This is a genomic window from Pseudomonas migulae NBRC 103157, from assembly GCF_002091715.1.
GTDB classification, from domain to species: Bacteria; Pseudomonadota; Gammaproteobacteria; order Pseudomonadales; family Pseudomonadaceae; genus Aquipseudomonas; species Aquipseudomonas migulae_A.
In genome coordinates this window covers 14,624-26,898 of sequence record NZ_BDAG01000004.1, presented here as the reverse complement: position 1 = coordinate 26,898, position 12,275 = coordinate 14,624, and the positions used below count along the sequence as shown (strand labels likewise).

Genomic DNA, 12,275 nt, shown 5'->3' with positions numbered 1-12,275 from the left:
GGTGTAGATCGGGGTCAAACCGCACCTCCTTCGCTGTCCAGGGCTTCTGGATCGATCACGTAAAGGCGTGCCGAACCGCCGGCGGGAATACGGTACTTTTTGGTTTTTCGGCTATCTCGGTCGGTGTCGCGCTTGGCCAATGCCCCGCCAACCTCAAGAGCTTTGATGACTCGGGTAAGGCCGAACCCGTGAGCGGCTTCGATGAGTGCAGATTTGTTGAACAGGAAGAGCCGCTTGCCGGCCACCAGCTCCCAGTACCCGGCCCGGTTGAACACTTTGGCGTCCACCTCTGGCGCATCGACATCGGAGAATCGGCTGCTGCCGTGCTTGTCGATGAAGTCGATGATGCCGGCCAGGATCTGCCGATCTTCTGCGTTTCCGCCGCCCACACGGGCGAGCCATTCGCCATAGAGCAGGCGGCAGTCGGCGAGGGCGGTACCTGGCTCCCACGGGAGTAGGCCGTAAGCGATAGCCATCTCGCCCGCCAGCGCGATCACTGCGAACCGGTCAGCCACTCGGCCGGCTTGAGCGTTGTCCTCAACGAATTGGGCGCGGATACCGTCAAAGTCACTGAGAAGCCCGGGCTTGTCGTCGGCGGCGACTAGGCGCTCCACAAAGGCTGGCCCAAGGTGTCCATGGTGGGCACCGACAGCCACGGTGAGCTGCCGGTGGAAGTCCGCTCCCTCAAGGCCATGTAGCTCATCAAAGGCCCGATGCGTGCGGGTGCCGGCGTTCACGTCGACCATGCGCAGTTCGGCGCCAGCGTGGGCGGCATTACCGGAAATGGCGGCATGCTCAGAGAGGGAGCGCTCACCGCTGGAGAGCGTCAGCAGGCGCCAGCTCAGTTTACCCCGGGCTTCACGCTCGCGAGTCATGGTGCCCTTACCCTGGCCGTTGGCGAGGGAGTACGCCATTTCCTGTACCCGCTTGGGGTCGGCGCGCTTGATCTCGTCCAGCGGTAGGATGGTGTCGTTGCGGCTCGACGCCTCGATCTCCAGACCGCCCTTGGTCATGTCCCAACTGGCGGCGAACACTCCCGGGTCGCCCCACACTGAGGAGCCGATCAGTTGCGCGAGCGACTTGCCGCTCGAGCTGTCGCCCACCAGGTGAACGCCGCCGCCCAGCACGCCGACCAGGCTCAGCAGCGGGCCGGCCAGCGAGCAGCCGATCGCCAACGTGAGCACCGGATTGCCGGCGCACTTGGCGGCCACCTCTGACTGCCATTGCGCCAGCTCGCCGCGCCGGCTGAAAAGTACTTGAGCCTTGTTGCTGGCCTGATACCGCACATTGGCGCTGCCGATCGTTCGCCCGGGCAACACGAATGCTCCTGACTCATGCCAGCCCGGTCGGCAAGTGGTGGCGAATACATCTGCAGGGTGCTGGTCGAGCAGGTACTCCATGAACGTGCCGCGTTTCTTCAGCGCGATGATGACGCCCATGCCGAACAACGCTCGCCGGGCGTCCTCGCCGCTGCCGCCGAACACCTCCATGGCGATGATCCATTCCTTGATACCGCCCTCTGTGACCAGGCGCAGGAGTCGCCCCTCGCTGCCGTCGTCGCTGTTGGTGGTGCGGGCCACAACCGTGACGGGGCTTGAAATCCACTCATCAGCGATCGGCCGGTCGGCGGCGTCGTTCTCGGCGTCATCCTGATCGGCAGCAGTGCGCTTGAAGCTGTGCCAATACACGCCTGGACGCAGCTTGCGGCCGTTTTCGTTGGTCACCCAGTGTTCGTACACCGCCCAGCAAGGTCGAGCAGGTGCGATGGTGGCGGCCTCTGGCCGAAGGTTGATAACGTTGGTATCAGGCTTGGCCATTAGAGAGCTTCCAGCTTGCGAGGTCATTGAAGTCGGTGAGGTCATCGGGCGCACCTTCTGGCCACTCGGGGAAAGCCACTTGGCCGCCGACTGCTGCCGCGGCTGCGTTTGCCGCTGTGCGTCCTGGGTTGCCGTCGGTAAGGCGGTCGTCATCGCCCGCGATGATGATTTCGGTGGTGTGGTATTCGGCCCGAAGCGCCAGCGCCGCCGGTTTGAGATTCACGGCGTTCATCGAGCAGGCGACGGTGTAGCCGCTTTCGTGAAGCGTTGCCCCCGTCGCCCACCCCTCACAAATGCAGAGCGGATTGTCCGGTGTGATGCGCCCGAGCGGCGAATAGGCGCCCTTGATCCGGCCCCCAAACAGGAAGCGCTTGCTGCCGTCCGGGGCGATCCGTTGCAGGTTGACCAGCACGCCACTGGAGTACAGCGGCACCAGCAATTCGTCATTGCGCTGGCGCAGGCTGTGGGCGCGAATGCCCTTGGCAATCAGGTACGGGTGATCGGGATCGGCGCGGCGCGCATCACGCCACCAGCGTTGAGCAATGTTCGCGGCATTGAGCTGGCGCCGTTGCTGCTCGGCTTCACGCTGGCGCCTGGCCTGCTCGATGCGCTGGCGCACCTGCTCGGCTTCGCGGTGGTCGGCGGGTTCACGACTGCTCCACGTATTGGAGCCACCAGTCTTCCAGCTACCAAATGCGCCCGAGGCGATTCCGTCCAGATACAGAACATGCCATCCGTTGAGGGTGCCGGATTTATCGCCGGGAACATGGAAGCGGTGAATCTGCCCATCAGGCACGGGCAGGAAGTCGAGCGGCCCATAGACCGACTGGAGCGCTTCACGGAAAAGAATCGTTGCGTCTGTCATGCCGCGCCCTCCGGCTCGTAACGCGACAACACACGACCGATTTGCTTAACAATTGCGTCGGTCTTGTGGCGGCTGTCCTCATCCGCCGCGCCGTCTCGTAGTTTCACCAGATCACTGAATGCGCCGATCAGCAGCCCGCGCCCGAAGTCGTCCATGTGTGGCGGCACGTCGTCGCGCACGATGCTGGTGAATGGGTCGAACTGGATAACGTCACCCATGGTTCACCCCCAGGCGATCAGCGCCAGCGAATGCCCGGCAAACCCGACCGTTGTTCACGGCATGCCAGTGGGTAATTTCGTCGATTGAATCGACCAGGCAGGCCGTCACCAAGGCATCAGTGCTACGCATCACGACGCGTCCAGCTTCGGCATCAGCCTCGGTTAGGAAGGGGCCGAGAAGTGCCTTGGGCACCTTTGGATGGGTCACGAACCAGAGCTCTGCGGCTTTTTCCGGGCAAGCCGATCCCCTGGACGCAGGCGCGCCATTTTGAATTTTCATTTGTTTAAGCCTTTATCGAATCAGCAATTCACGGGAGTCAGCGACGCTGTGCGCTGGCGAGAATCTGGTCGTGGTCCCTCAGGCATCCGAAGCTGCGTCGCCAAGTGGCGAACGTGTGGTTGGCCAAACAGCATCAGGTTGACCTTGACCGCTTTGTCAGACCACCGCTCATGGTCCGGGCCGTGACCTATGCGGTTAGTCACAACCCATTCCGGCAGTTGTTTACGCGCCCGCATTTCGTTGAGCAAAGTCCACCAGGTCAGATAGCGGGTGCGCTCCAGCTCCATCAGGTCAATGAGGCTCTGATACTCAAAGGCGCATGGATGGAGGTCGCCTCCCGATTGAATCTCGTCGGTGCCAAACAGGGCTTGATTGACGGTGCTTCTTTCGATCATCGCCCCCCGATAGTCGGCATCGCTACCAACCTCTTTGGCGCGAACCCACTCCGGCAACTCGTTTGAAATGCGCAACTGATTGAGGACACCCCACCACAGAGATGCGTGTTCTCGTTCGGCGGTTATCGACGTTGAAAGTAGGCGGCTCATTGGGCACCCCCTTGCGCAGCGATCAAGTCGTCGAGAAGTTCCGCCCAAGCCATTGCGGTGTGCTGAGCGAAAACGGCGGTGACTCGTGCCACGAGTATGTTGATCGAAGGTGAGGCGATCAGAGCGAAGGAAAGCGCGAGCAGTTTCAGAATTTCCTGAACGTCCCGCATGTCTTCAACGCTGATTTCGGCTGAGAGGGCTGGAGTGTTCACTTGGCACCGCCTTGGCGATTGCCGAACTGGATAGGCGCGGTGGAGGAATCAACCAAAGCCTTGGCTGTGGCCATCAACAACTTGATCCCGAATACCTCGTCAACGCTAAGGCCGCCATCCAGAGCCTTAGTAAGAATTGCTTCTCCGGCTGCGAGAAAGCAGCTCGCCTCACGCAGCGCATCGGCGACAGGAATGCCGGCTAAGACGGTGAAGAACGGTCGCTCCCCTACGAAGTGAAATTCCGAGGAGTTTGTGAGCAGTGGAGTAACTCCCAGCTCTGTGTTTTGGCTATTCATTGCACACCCCCACTGGTTTCAAGGGCGCGGGCGATGGCCATATTTGCGTTGTAGCGGGCGAGTCGATTGAACAGGGTCGAGTTTGCGCGGAGAGCGCTCAAGGCCAAATGGCGGTGAGCAAAGGCGCGAATTGCGGACGGAATGAGGGCGTGCATATGCGGAGCTCCTTTTGCTTTGGAGGAGCTGCCACGATCCTTCCTACGGGATTGGGTGGCAGCTGTGCACGGGGTAGGAATACCGGGGCAAAAGGAACCCGGCCAGGCCGAAGCCTGCCCGCACACAGCCGCCATAACACAGAACTGCAGACGAAAAAAAACGCCGGCAGTGGTTATCTGGGCGCTGTTGCGCCTTTTGCTCATCGGGTTCCTACGCCCGGTCGCTGAATTTGCAGCGACAGGCAAACCATACCGAGGACTACGACTGCTGGCAAGAGAAGGTATAGACCACTCATCGTGGGGCATGAGCAAGGCATTCATCATGGGCGCACGTCCTCTAGATCAAGTGGAAGCTTGAGTTGCTCCCTCAGGTGGGCGACGTGCTGGTAAACGCTAGGCTTGTCATAACGCCAGTGAGCAAGGCGGCGACCACTGCTGCTAGCTTCCTTTTTGCGGGCCTCCAACGCCTGGCAGGCGTGCCCATACCGGGCTTCACGGAATGCCATGATTAGATCGGCTTTAAGCTCTATGACGCGATCGGTGTTGCGAGACAGGGATAGCAGGAAATAGCACTGATCCTCGTTGAGCAGCGCGAACCGCTCAGGTCTACCACCAGCAGTACCGGCCCCGGGTTTCTCCGTTTCAAACGGAACAACCCCAAACCGCTCGAACTTGCTCAGGTATCGCTCGATCAGGCCAAGCGTGTTCTTGGGTTTAACGCCCAGCTGTTCGGCCAGTACGCGGCTATCGGCGCGGGCCTCGCCTTTGGATTGGATTAGGACGATAGCGTTCATGCCGCCACCTCACGATTAACGCCAGCGGCGCTGCAAAGCATCTTCAGGACGTTGCGGGCGCGCTTACGCTCACTGGCCGGTAGGCTGTAGCGAGTCACCATGCAAGGCTGGCCCCAGTGGTTTGGCACACGCTCGGGCTGCCGGTTGAAGTTCAGCCCGTAGGCGTTGGAAAGCCTGCTGATAGTCGAGTGGAGACAGTGGTCGCCGAGGCGCTCGGCCTCGAAGCGGTTGAGGCTGTGATCCTGAAGTAAATAGGCCAGGACACGGCTGATCTTTGTCGGCGCTTTCCCGGTGCTGGTGGTGGTAATATCGGTGTGAGATTTTTCCGGGCTGGCCTTTTTAGGCTGGTCTTTTTTTTGGTCGATCATTTAGGCGGCCTCGCCACGCAGGGCGACAAGCGAGTCGCACCAGGAAATCACCTCAGCCTCGATCCAGACGGCAGACTTTGGCCCGAGCATTACCTGTTTAGGGAAGCGCCCGTCTGCAATACGGCGGTAAATCTCGGATGTGGAAAGGGTGGTCAGAGTGCGGACATCGGCCAGCTTGATGAAGCGGCGGAGGTTGGCGGTTTCAGTGCGCCGCTCAAGTTCGGCTTTCGAGTTTTGGTGAAGCTGGGAAAGGGTAGGGCCTGCCATGTTGTGCGCCTCCTTGGGTGGCGTTGAGAACATGGGCTTATGCTGGTCGCTGACTTATCCACAGAATAGGCCGGCTATTCCATGAAATAGGCCGGGTATTTGACTCTCTCAGGTGTAGAAAACTAGCGTGAAGCCAGATACGGCGGGTCTTTGAAATAGGCCGGGTATTTTATTGTGAGCGGATGGCGCCAGATCCTCGTTTACGCCAGCTCACTACGGCGCATAGTCGTTCAGCTTCTGTTTTGTTGAGTTGGTAGCAGTTGCGTTCTATCCAAACCTCAACCAATGGATGAACTCCGCGCCCGCCAGCACCAGCGGGGTTGTGGGTGCCGTCCTGGGTCAGCTCTCGCCAGCACTGCAAGGCGCGTATAAGTTCGGGTGGTGAAAGTGGATTGTCTTGTCTCATGAGCTCGGCGAGCCCCATAACCTGCTCAAGCCGCTCCTCCATGTGGATGCTTTCGTCTTCAGCTTCGCGCCTGGCCCTGCGTTCTTCGTTAAGTTCGCGACGCTGCAATTCCAACTCGTCCATAAGTTGCTGGTTTTGAGCTGTCTTGGTTTCGAGTTGTGCCGAAAGCTCTACCACCTTTTGTTCGGCCCTTTTCAGGGCGACCTGGTGCTCGTCGAGTTGTTCGCTGGCGCTTTTTTCACCTTCGCGGCGCAACAGCGCTTGTTGCGTTTTAAGAACTATCGAGGAGTTGCTTGGTATGAGGGTTTGGGGCACGCGGCTTGTTGCGGCAGAGCCATTGACTGCCATCAAAAACGACGCACTGTCATTTGCCGGCTGAGCGAACCCGGCCGCCAGCTCGGTACGAGCGGTCGCCTCACCAACAAGGCGCTCAATCCATTTCCGCCATATCAGGACGTCAGCAGCAGGTATCGGGCCCGAGCTTGTTGAGATAGTTGTGGTAGCTCTGCCGGTGCTGGCCGTTATGAAGTAGTCGGCGAGCGCGCCATGAGTGATTTGAATAGTCCTGTCGGAACGACCTTCCGAAAAGACGCTCGCATGCAAAGCCTGAATAGGCTGATCTAATGGTGCCAACGTCTCGATTGTTGCGGCAAGTTCGTAGGCCAAGAGACGGGGGTTCAGATAGTGGCCTGACGCCCAGTCAAAATAGATCCCGTCGAGCTTTATACGCCCGAAAGGTTCTAACTGCTCGTCCCCACCAGATCCCGACATCTGCCAAGCTCATATATGACCGGCTGTACGAATGTACAGCAATGGCCATTATGTTATCAGCAAAGCCCAACCAGACCCAAACCAACCCCGCGCATCCACGGCAAACTATGCCTTACGCTTGATGCTCACCACGCTGGCGCCGGCGCACAGGGCGTCGATGGAGTCAGCCCACGCTTGCATCATTTCCCGGCGCTGCTCGACATAGGCTGCATGGTTGTAGGTGCCGCGGATCTCGTCGCTGTCCCCGTGAGCAAGCTGGCGCTCAATCCAATCCTTGTTGTACCCGCGTCCGTTCAACTCGGTGCTGAGCAGATGGCGGAACCCGTGGCCGGTCTGTCTGGCTCCATACCCGGCCAACCGCAAAGCCTTGTTGATGGTGTTCTCGCTCATTGGGCGTTCGGGATTGGCGCCAGCAAAGACCAGTGAGTAACGCCCGGTGATTTCGTGGAGCTGGCGCAGGATGGCGATGGATTGGCGGGGTAGGGGGACGATATGCGGGCGGCGGGCTTTCATGCGGGCGGCGGGTATCGTCCATGTGGCGGCGTCTAGGTCGAACTCCGACCATGGCGCTTGGCGTAACTCACCAGGGCGAACCGCTGTCAGCGTCAGCAGCCTAATGGCGTGACGGGTCAGGGCATGAATATTCGCGGCGTCGACCTTCCCCAGCAACTCGGGCAATTCGGCGAAGGTGACGTGCGGGTGGTGGCGTGCGGCTTTTGCTGGCGCAGCCACCACGTTCAGATCGGTGGCCGGATTTACCTCTATGACGCCCTTGGCCAACCCATACCGGAATATCTGGTGTAGCCATTGACGGATCTTGCCTGCGGCATTGAGAGTGCCCCTTGCCTCGACTCTGCGCACCAACTCGACCAACTCGGGTCGGGTGATGGCTTTAATTGGGCGCGCGCCAATGCTGGGGATCATGTCGTTATCCAGATACAGCTTGGCTTTGTAGGTGGTGGCTTCTGCCCATCGTGGCGAGTTGTAGTCGTACCACTCCCGCGCCAGCGTCTCGAAAGTCAGCCCGTCGACCTTCTGAGCCTGTTTGGCGGCTTTCTTGTGCTCGCTGGGGTCTGTGCCTTCGGTCAGCAGTTGACGGGCCTCATCGCGTAGCTGGCGGGCCTTCAGCAAAGTGACGGCAGGGTATTTGCCCAGCGCCAGCATTTTAGCGTTGCCGTTAAAGCGGTAGCGGTACCGCCATAGCTTGGTGCCTGTTGGTGCCACTTCCAAACATAACCCGTTGGCGTCCGTCAGCCGGTAAAGCTTGTCCTTCGGCTTGGCGGTGCGGATGGTGGTATCTGAGAGTGGCAAAGCAGCCTCCTTGTAGGCCGCACCAGGCGGGGATTTAGTCGCCGTGGTGTGAGTAGATTCCTAGACCGAACTGGATCTACTCACGAATCTACTCACATATGTTTGGGCTTACAAGGGAACGGTTGGGAACTGTAGAAAGCAAAAAACCCGCACTAGGCGGGTTTCTTGTGTGCTTTCAGGTGTGCTTGGCATCACCTGAAAACGAAAGGTGGTGCCCAGAGACGGAATCGAACCGCCGACACGGGGATTTTCAATCCCCTGCTCTACCGACTGAGCTATCTGGGCAACGGGGCGCATTAAACTGGTTTTTCAGGGGGTCGTCAAGAAAGTTTTCAAAAAAATTTTAATTATTACCGTCGCTTACGTTCCGACCCTCGAAAAAACGCAATTATTCAGCTGGCGGAACGTAGCCCTCAGCCTTGGCGTATTCCTCGCCGGAGAAGTACTTGTCCATCTCGCCCTGGAGGTATTTGCGGTCTTCGGCGTTCATCATGTTCAGGCGTTTTTCGTTGATCAGCAGGGTCTGGTGTTTCTGCCAGTCGGCCCAGGCCTTGGCCGAGACGTGGTCAAAAATGTCCTGGCCTTTTGCGCCCGGGAATGGAGCGCGCTCAAGGGCGGGCAGTTCTTCTTTGTACTTGCGGCACATGATGGTGCGGGTCATGACGACTCTCCTGCGTTCAATACGGCGGCCGCGCGTTCGAGCAAGGTTTTGACCGGGGCGGCAAGGCCCAGGCGCGGCGGGGTGGCGAGGTTATACCAGAGCCAGTCGGCCTCGGCCACGTGATGGCCGGCCTCCTGGACCTGAACCAGCCAGGGTTCGATGGATAACTGAAAATGGCTGAAGGTATGCACCAGGCTCGGCAGCGCTTGTTGGCTGCCCAGTTCCAGCGAGTGCTGCGACGCCAGATGTTGCAGGTCATCGAGGTCGTCGAGTTCCGGCAGGCTCCAAAGGCCGCCCCACAAGCCCGTGGAAGGGCGGCGGTAAAGCAGAATCGCGCCCTCGCCGTTGGCGAGCATCGGCATCAGCGTGCGCTTCTGTGGCACGGCTTTGCGTGGTTTGGGAATCGGGTAGCGGGTTTCCAGGCCGAGCATGTGCGCTTCGCAGCCCTTTTCCAGTGGGCAGAGCAGGCAGCTCGGTTTGCTGCGAGTGCAAAGTGTGGCGCCCAGATCCATCATCGCCTGGGTGTAGGCGTTGACCCGATCATGGGGCGTGAAGCGCTCAGCGTTCGCCCACAGCTGTTTGGCGACCTTCGGTTCGCCCGGATAACCCTCCTGCGCCGTAAACCGCGCCAGCACCCGTTTGACGTTGCCATCAAGGATCGGCGCCCGCAGGCCCATGCTCAGGCTGGCGATGGCGCCGGCCGTGGACAGGCCGATCCCCGGCAGCTCGACCAGCTTTTCCACATCCCGCGGAAATTCGCCGCCGTACTCGGCAACGACGATCTTCGCGGTCTTCTGCAAATTGCGCGCGCGGGTGTAGTAGCCGAGGCCGGTCCACAGGTGCAGCACCTCATCTTCCGGCGCAGCGGCCAGCGCTTCGACCGTCGGCAGCGAAGCCATGAAACGGTCGAAGTAGTTCAGCACGGTGCTGACCTGAGTCTGCTGCAACATGATTTCCGAGACCCACACCCGATACGGTGTGATGCCTTGTTGCCAAGGCAAGTCGTGGCGGCCGTGGCGGTCGTACCAGTCCAGCACCGCCGATGAAAACTGCTCGGCTCTCATCGCTTGAACAGCCCCTTCAATGCGTTTTTCAGTTCAGGGCTCACCTTGTCGCCAAGCTTCTCGTCGATCTTTTCGCTGATCTTGTCGCCGGCCATCTTGGTAGCGACCTGGCCCATGCGTTCATTGTCGAGGCGGCACGCCTTGGCGCCGAGTTCCAGCGGGCCGCGGCAGCGCAGCGGCCATTCGATGCCGACGAATTTGTCACCGACCTGACAGGCCGGGTCCGGCATGGCGCTGGTGTCGCCTTCGACGATGATGCCAACGCGGTAGTCCATGCCCAGCACCCGCAGGTCGACGTCGCCGTCACCCTTTACGGTCATGCCCGGAATACGAACTCTCAGGTCCGGGTTGCTGGCTACGCCGTTGCGCAAAGTCAGATTGCCCTTGAGTTCCTGGAACGGCGTGTCCTTGCCTCTCGGTTCGCCGCTCAGGGTTTTGCGGTTGAGTGTGGCGATGCCTTTGCACAGTTGCTGTTCGAGGTTGGCATTGAGCAGCACGCCGTTGTTGATGACGAAGCTGGCGGTGCCGTTGAGGGTTTCGATCAGCGCTTTCTGGCTGTTGCCATTGCCGGTCAGGTTGCTGTCGAGTGTGACCAGGCCTTTGACCGGCGGATTTTTACCCTGGCTTTCGAGGATTTTTTCCACAGGCACTTTGCTGATGCGCGTCTGCATGTTCAGCGCCGGGGCCTGTTGACGCACGTCGAGGGTGCCCTTGGATTCGAAGGTGCCGTCGTACAGATCGCCGCGCAGGTTCTCGAGGGTCAGCAGGCCTTCCTTGCCATTGGCCTTGAGCGCCGCGTTCTGGATCGGCAGTTTGTCGAGGGTCAACTGGCCAAACGTCAGGTCAGCGTCCACATCAAGTTTGCTCAGGCGTTCTACCGGCAACAGGCGCTCGCTGCTCCAGGCGTCTTTGGTCGGCTTGTCCGGTAGCGGCGTGCTGCCCGCACCCGCCATGGCATCGGCTTCGGTGCTGGCCACTTCGGCCTTGCGCACTTGTGTCGCGCTGTTGGCTTCGGCGGATTTTGGCGGCAGGTAACGGTCGACGTTGAAGGTGTCAGCCTTGAGGACTGCGCGCAGCGATTGCTTGGCGAAGTCCTCAACGGCGATGCGGCCGGTGAAGGTGCTGTCGTCGACTTTCAGGTTGATGCTGTCGAACACCACGCTGGTCGGCGTGCCGGCAACGCGGCTGACCAGTTCGACTTTGCTCAGGCTGCCCTCAGCCATTGCCGGGAGTGTCTGACCGATGCTGTCGACGAATTTTGCCAGGTCGAACTGGGCAATCGAAATGCCGCCGTTGATTTGCGGTGTCTTGTCGAGGTCGTTGACCTTGAGTTCACCCAGTGCGCGCAGCTGGTTGGCGGAGACCTTGATGCCGGTCCATTCGGCGACGTTCGCTGCTTTATCCAGTAACAACTGACCCTGGGCGGCGAAAGTTACGGTTTTGCCTTGCAGCGGGTCGCCGGCGATTTCACCGGACAGTTTCATGTCTTCGAATTTGTAGCGTTGCAGGGCGCGCTCGAAACGCAGCTCGCCATTGAGCTCGGTGCGCACCCGCAGAACCGGCTGATTGGTGCCGAGGAATGCGGTGAGTTTGACCGGGATGTTGGTTGAATCGTGGATCGGCCCGGTGCTCAGCTGGATGCTTTCGGCGCTGAATTGTTTGCCGGTCTTCTCGTCGCTGTATTCAACGCGGGCGTTATTGACGGTCAGGCTGTCGATGTCCAGGCGAATCGGCTGCGCCGGTTTTTCCACCTGGACGGTGGTTTGCGGTGCAGGTTCGCCAGGCGTGACGGGAGGCGCCGTCGGATTGGCCGTCGCCGGCACCTTGCCGATGTCTTCCCAATTGCCGTGGCCATCCTTGTCGCGGTTGAGGCGCAGGTTCAGGCCTTCGACGCGTACATCGCTCATCTGCACTTCACGGCGCAGCAGCGGCATTACGCGCACCGACAGGCCGAGCATCTGCAAGTCAGCGAACGGCTCGGTGGGCTTGGCCAGGGTCGCGACGCTGGCTTCGTGCAATTCCAGGCCGAGCCACGGGAACAGGCTCCAGCCGATATCGCCATTGAGCGTCAGCTCGATGTGGGCCTTGTCGCGGGCAATCTGGCGGATCTCGTCTTTATAGTCGTTGGGATCGAAGAGGTGGGTCAGGGCAAAGCCCAGCGCCACAATGATCAGCAACAGCCCGAGAAGTACCAGACCCAGGATTTTGCCGAACGCTTTCATGGGCGAGTCCTTGTAGTTAGTCG

16 protein-coding genes and 1 tRNA gene are annotated in these 12,275 nt (G+C 60.0%); all 17 read right to left on the bottom strand.

Annotation, left to right across the window (positions count from 1 at the left end):
* Positions 1–14: 14 nt before the first annotated feature.
* The 17 genes from PMI01S_RS04735 to PMI01S_RS04660 all read right to left on the bottom strand — a co-directional run bounded on the left by PMI01S_RS04735 (position 15) and on the right by PMI01S_RS04660 (position 12,252).
* Complete coding sequence (locus PMI01S_RS04735; protein ID WP_084318215.1) at positions 15–1,817, bottom strand: DUF927 domain-containing protein; 1,803 nt, start codon at positions 1,815–1,817, stop codon at positions 15–17.
* A complete protein-coding gene (locus PMI01S_RS04730) occupies positions 1,804–2,682 on the bottom strand; it encodes a toprim domain-containing protein (RefSeq protein ID WP_084318214.1) in 879 nt (292 codons plus the stop codon). Before PMI01S_RS04730 ends, PMI01S_RS04735 begins: the two co-directional genes overlap by 14 nt.
* Positions 2,679–2,900: a hypothetical protein gene (locus PMI01S_RS04725; RefSeq protein WP_084318213.1), complete on the bottom strand. Its 222-nt coding sequence runs from the start codon at positions 2,898–2,900 to the stop codon at positions 2,679–2,681. Before PMI01S_RS04725 ends, PMI01S_RS04730 begins: the two co-directional genes overlap by 4 nt.
* On the bottom strand, positions 2,893–3,180 hold the full coding sequence (locus PMI01S_RS04720) for a hypothetical protein (protein WP_084318212.1): 288 nt from the start codon (positions 3,178–3,180) through the stop codon (positions 2,893–2,895). Before PMI01S_RS04720 ends, PMI01S_RS04725 begins: the two co-directional genes overlap by 8 nt.
* Positions 3,181–3,200: 20 nt before the next feature.
* Positions 3,201–3,725, bottom strand: coding sequence for a hypothetical protein (locus tag PMI01S_RS04715; RefSeq protein ID WP_084318211.1), 525 nt, complete (start codon positions 3,723–3,725; stop codon positions 3,201–3,203).
* The gene (locus tag PMI01S_RS04710) at positions 3,722–3,937 is read right to left on the bottom strand and encodes a hypothetical protein (RefSeq protein ID WP_084318210.1); all 216 of its coding nucleotides are present in this window, start codon (positions 3,935–3,937) and stop codon (positions 3,722–3,724) included. Before PMI01S_RS04710 ends, PMI01S_RS04715 begins: the two co-directional genes overlap by 4 nt.
* Positions 3,934–4,233 (bottom strand): DUF3077 domain-containing protein, encoded by a 300-nt coding sequence (locus PMI01S_RS04705; protein WP_084318209.1) that lies wholly within the window; start codon positions 4,231–4,233, stop codon positions 3,934–3,936. Before PMI01S_RS04705 ends, PMI01S_RS04710 begins: the two co-directional genes overlap by 4 nt.
* A complete protein-coding gene (locus tag PMI01S_RS31955; protein ID WP_235864388.1) occupies positions 4,230–4,388 on the bottom strand; it encodes a hypothetical protein in 159 nt (52 codons plus the stop codon). The genes PMI01S_RS04705 and PMI01S_RS31955 overlap by 4 nt, the downstream gene beginning before the upstream one ends.
* A gap of 320 nt (positions 4,389–4,708) precedes the next feature.
* Positions 4,709–5,182, bottom strand: coding sequence for a Rha family transcriptional regulator (locus PMI01S_RS04700; protein WP_084318208.1), 474 nt, complete (start codon positions 5,180–5,182; stop codon positions 4,709–4,711).
* The gene (locus tag PMI01S_RS04695) at positions 5,179–5,550 is read right to left on the bottom strand and encodes a hypothetical protein (RefSeq protein WP_084318207.1); all 372 of its coding nucleotides are present in this window, start codon (positions 5,548–5,550) and stop codon (positions 5,179–5,181) included. The genes PMI01S_RS04700 and PMI01S_RS04695 overlap by 4 nt, the downstream gene beginning before the upstream one ends.
* Positions 5,551–5,817: an AlpA family phage regulatory protein gene (locus PMI01S_RS04690; protein WP_084318206.1), complete on the bottom strand. Its 267-nt coding sequence runs from the start codon at positions 5,815–5,817 to the stop codon at positions 5,551–5,553.
* Positions 5,818–5,986: 169 nt separating this feature from the next.
* Positions 5,987–6,994 (bottom strand): hypothetical protein, encoded by a 1,008-nt coding sequence (locus PMI01S_RS04685; protein ID WP_084318205.1) that lies wholly within the window; start codon positions 6,992–6,994, stop codon positions 5,987–5,989.
* Between the two features lie 105 nt (positions 6,995–7,099).
* Positions 7,100–8,305, bottom strand: coding sequence for a tyrosine-type recombinase/integrase (locus PMI01S_RS04680; RefSeq protein WP_084318204.1), 1,206 nt, complete (start codon positions 8,303–8,305; stop codon positions 7,100–7,102).
* 209 nt (positions 8,306–8,514) lie between these two features.
* Positions 8,515–8,590, bottom strand: a tRNA-Phe gene (locus PMI01S_RS04675).
* 103 nt (positions 8,591–8,693) lie between these two features.
* Positions 8,694–8,966, bottom strand: a complete 273-nt coding sequence (locus PMI01S_RS04670; protein ID WP_008024947.1) for an oxidative damage protection protein — start codon at positions 8,964–8,966, stop codon at positions 8,694–8,696.
* Positions 8,963–10,030, bottom strand: a complete 1,068-nt coding sequence (gene mutY, locus PMI01S_RS04665) for an A/G-specific adenine glycosylase (protein WP_084318203.1) — start codon at positions 10,028–10,030, stop codon at positions 8,963–8,965. Before mutY ends, PMI01S_RS04670 begins: the two co-directional genes overlap by 4 nt.
* Positions 10,027–12,252, bottom strand: coding sequence for an AsmA family protein (locus PMI01S_RS04660; protein ID WP_084318202.1), 2,226 nt, complete (start codon positions 12,250–12,252; stop codon positions 10,027–10,029). The genes mutY and PMI01S_RS04660 overlap by 4 nt, the downstream gene beginning before the upstream one ends.
* Positions 12,253–12,275 lie beyond the last annotated feature (23 nt).

Coding starts and splice junctions, on each gene's coding strand:
- PMI01S_RS04715 (WP_084318211.1), bottom strand. CDS start 3,725: ATGAGCCGCCTACTTTCAACGTCGATAACCGCCGAACGAGAACACGCA.
- PMI01S_RS04730 (WP_084318214.1), bottom strand. CDS start 2,682: ATGACAGACGCAACGATTCTTTTCCGTGAAGCGCTCCAGTCGGTCTAT.
- PMI01S_RS04685 (WP_084318205.1), bottom strand. CDS start 6,994: ATGTCGGGATCTGGTGGGGACGAGCAGTTAGAACCTTTCGGGCGTATA.
- PMI01S_RS04670 (WP_008024947.1), bottom strand. CDS start 8,966: ATGACCCGCACCATCATGTGCCGCAAGTACAAAGAAGAACTGCCCGCC.
- PMI01S_RS04660 (WP_084318202.1), bottom strand. CDS start 12,252: ATGAAAGCGTTCGGCAAAATCCTGGGTCTGGTACTTCTCGGGCTGTTG.
- PMI01S_RS04720 (WP_084318212.1), bottom strand. CDS start 3,180: ATGAAAATTCAAAATGGCGCGCCTGCGTCCAGGGGATCGGCTTGCCCG.
- PMI01S_RS04700 (WP_084318208.1), bottom strand. CDS start 5,182: ATGAACGCTATCGTCCTAATCCAATCCAAAGGCGAGGCCCGCGCCGAT.
- mutY (WP_084318203.1), bottom strand. CDS start 10,030: ATGAGAGCCGAGCAGTTTTCATCGGCGGTGCTGGACTGGTACGACCGC.
- PMI01S_RS04725 (WP_084318213.1), bottom strand. CDS start 2,900: ATGGGTGACGTTATCCAGTTCGACCCATTCACCAGCATCGTGCGCGAC.
- PMI01S_RS04705 (WP_084318209.1), bottom strand. CDS start 4,233: ATGAATAGCCAAAACACAGAGCTGGGAGTTACTCCACTGCTCACAAAC.
- PMI01S_RS04735 (WP_084318215.1), bottom strand. CDS start 1,817: ATGGCCAAGCCTGATACCAACGTTATCAACCTTCGGCCAGAGGCCGCC.
- PMI01S_RS31955 (WP_235864388.1), bottom strand. CDS start 4,388: ATGCACGCCCTCATTCCGTCCGCAATTCGCGCCTTTGCTCACCGCCAT.
- PMI01S_RS04695 (WP_084318207.1), bottom strand. CDS start 5,550: ATGATCGACCAAAAAAAAGACCAGCCTAAAAAGGCCAGCCCGGAAAAA.
- PMI01S_RS04690 (WP_084318206.1), bottom strand. CDS start 5,817: ATGGCAGGCCCTACCCTTTCCCAGCTTCACCAAAACTCGAAAGCCGAA.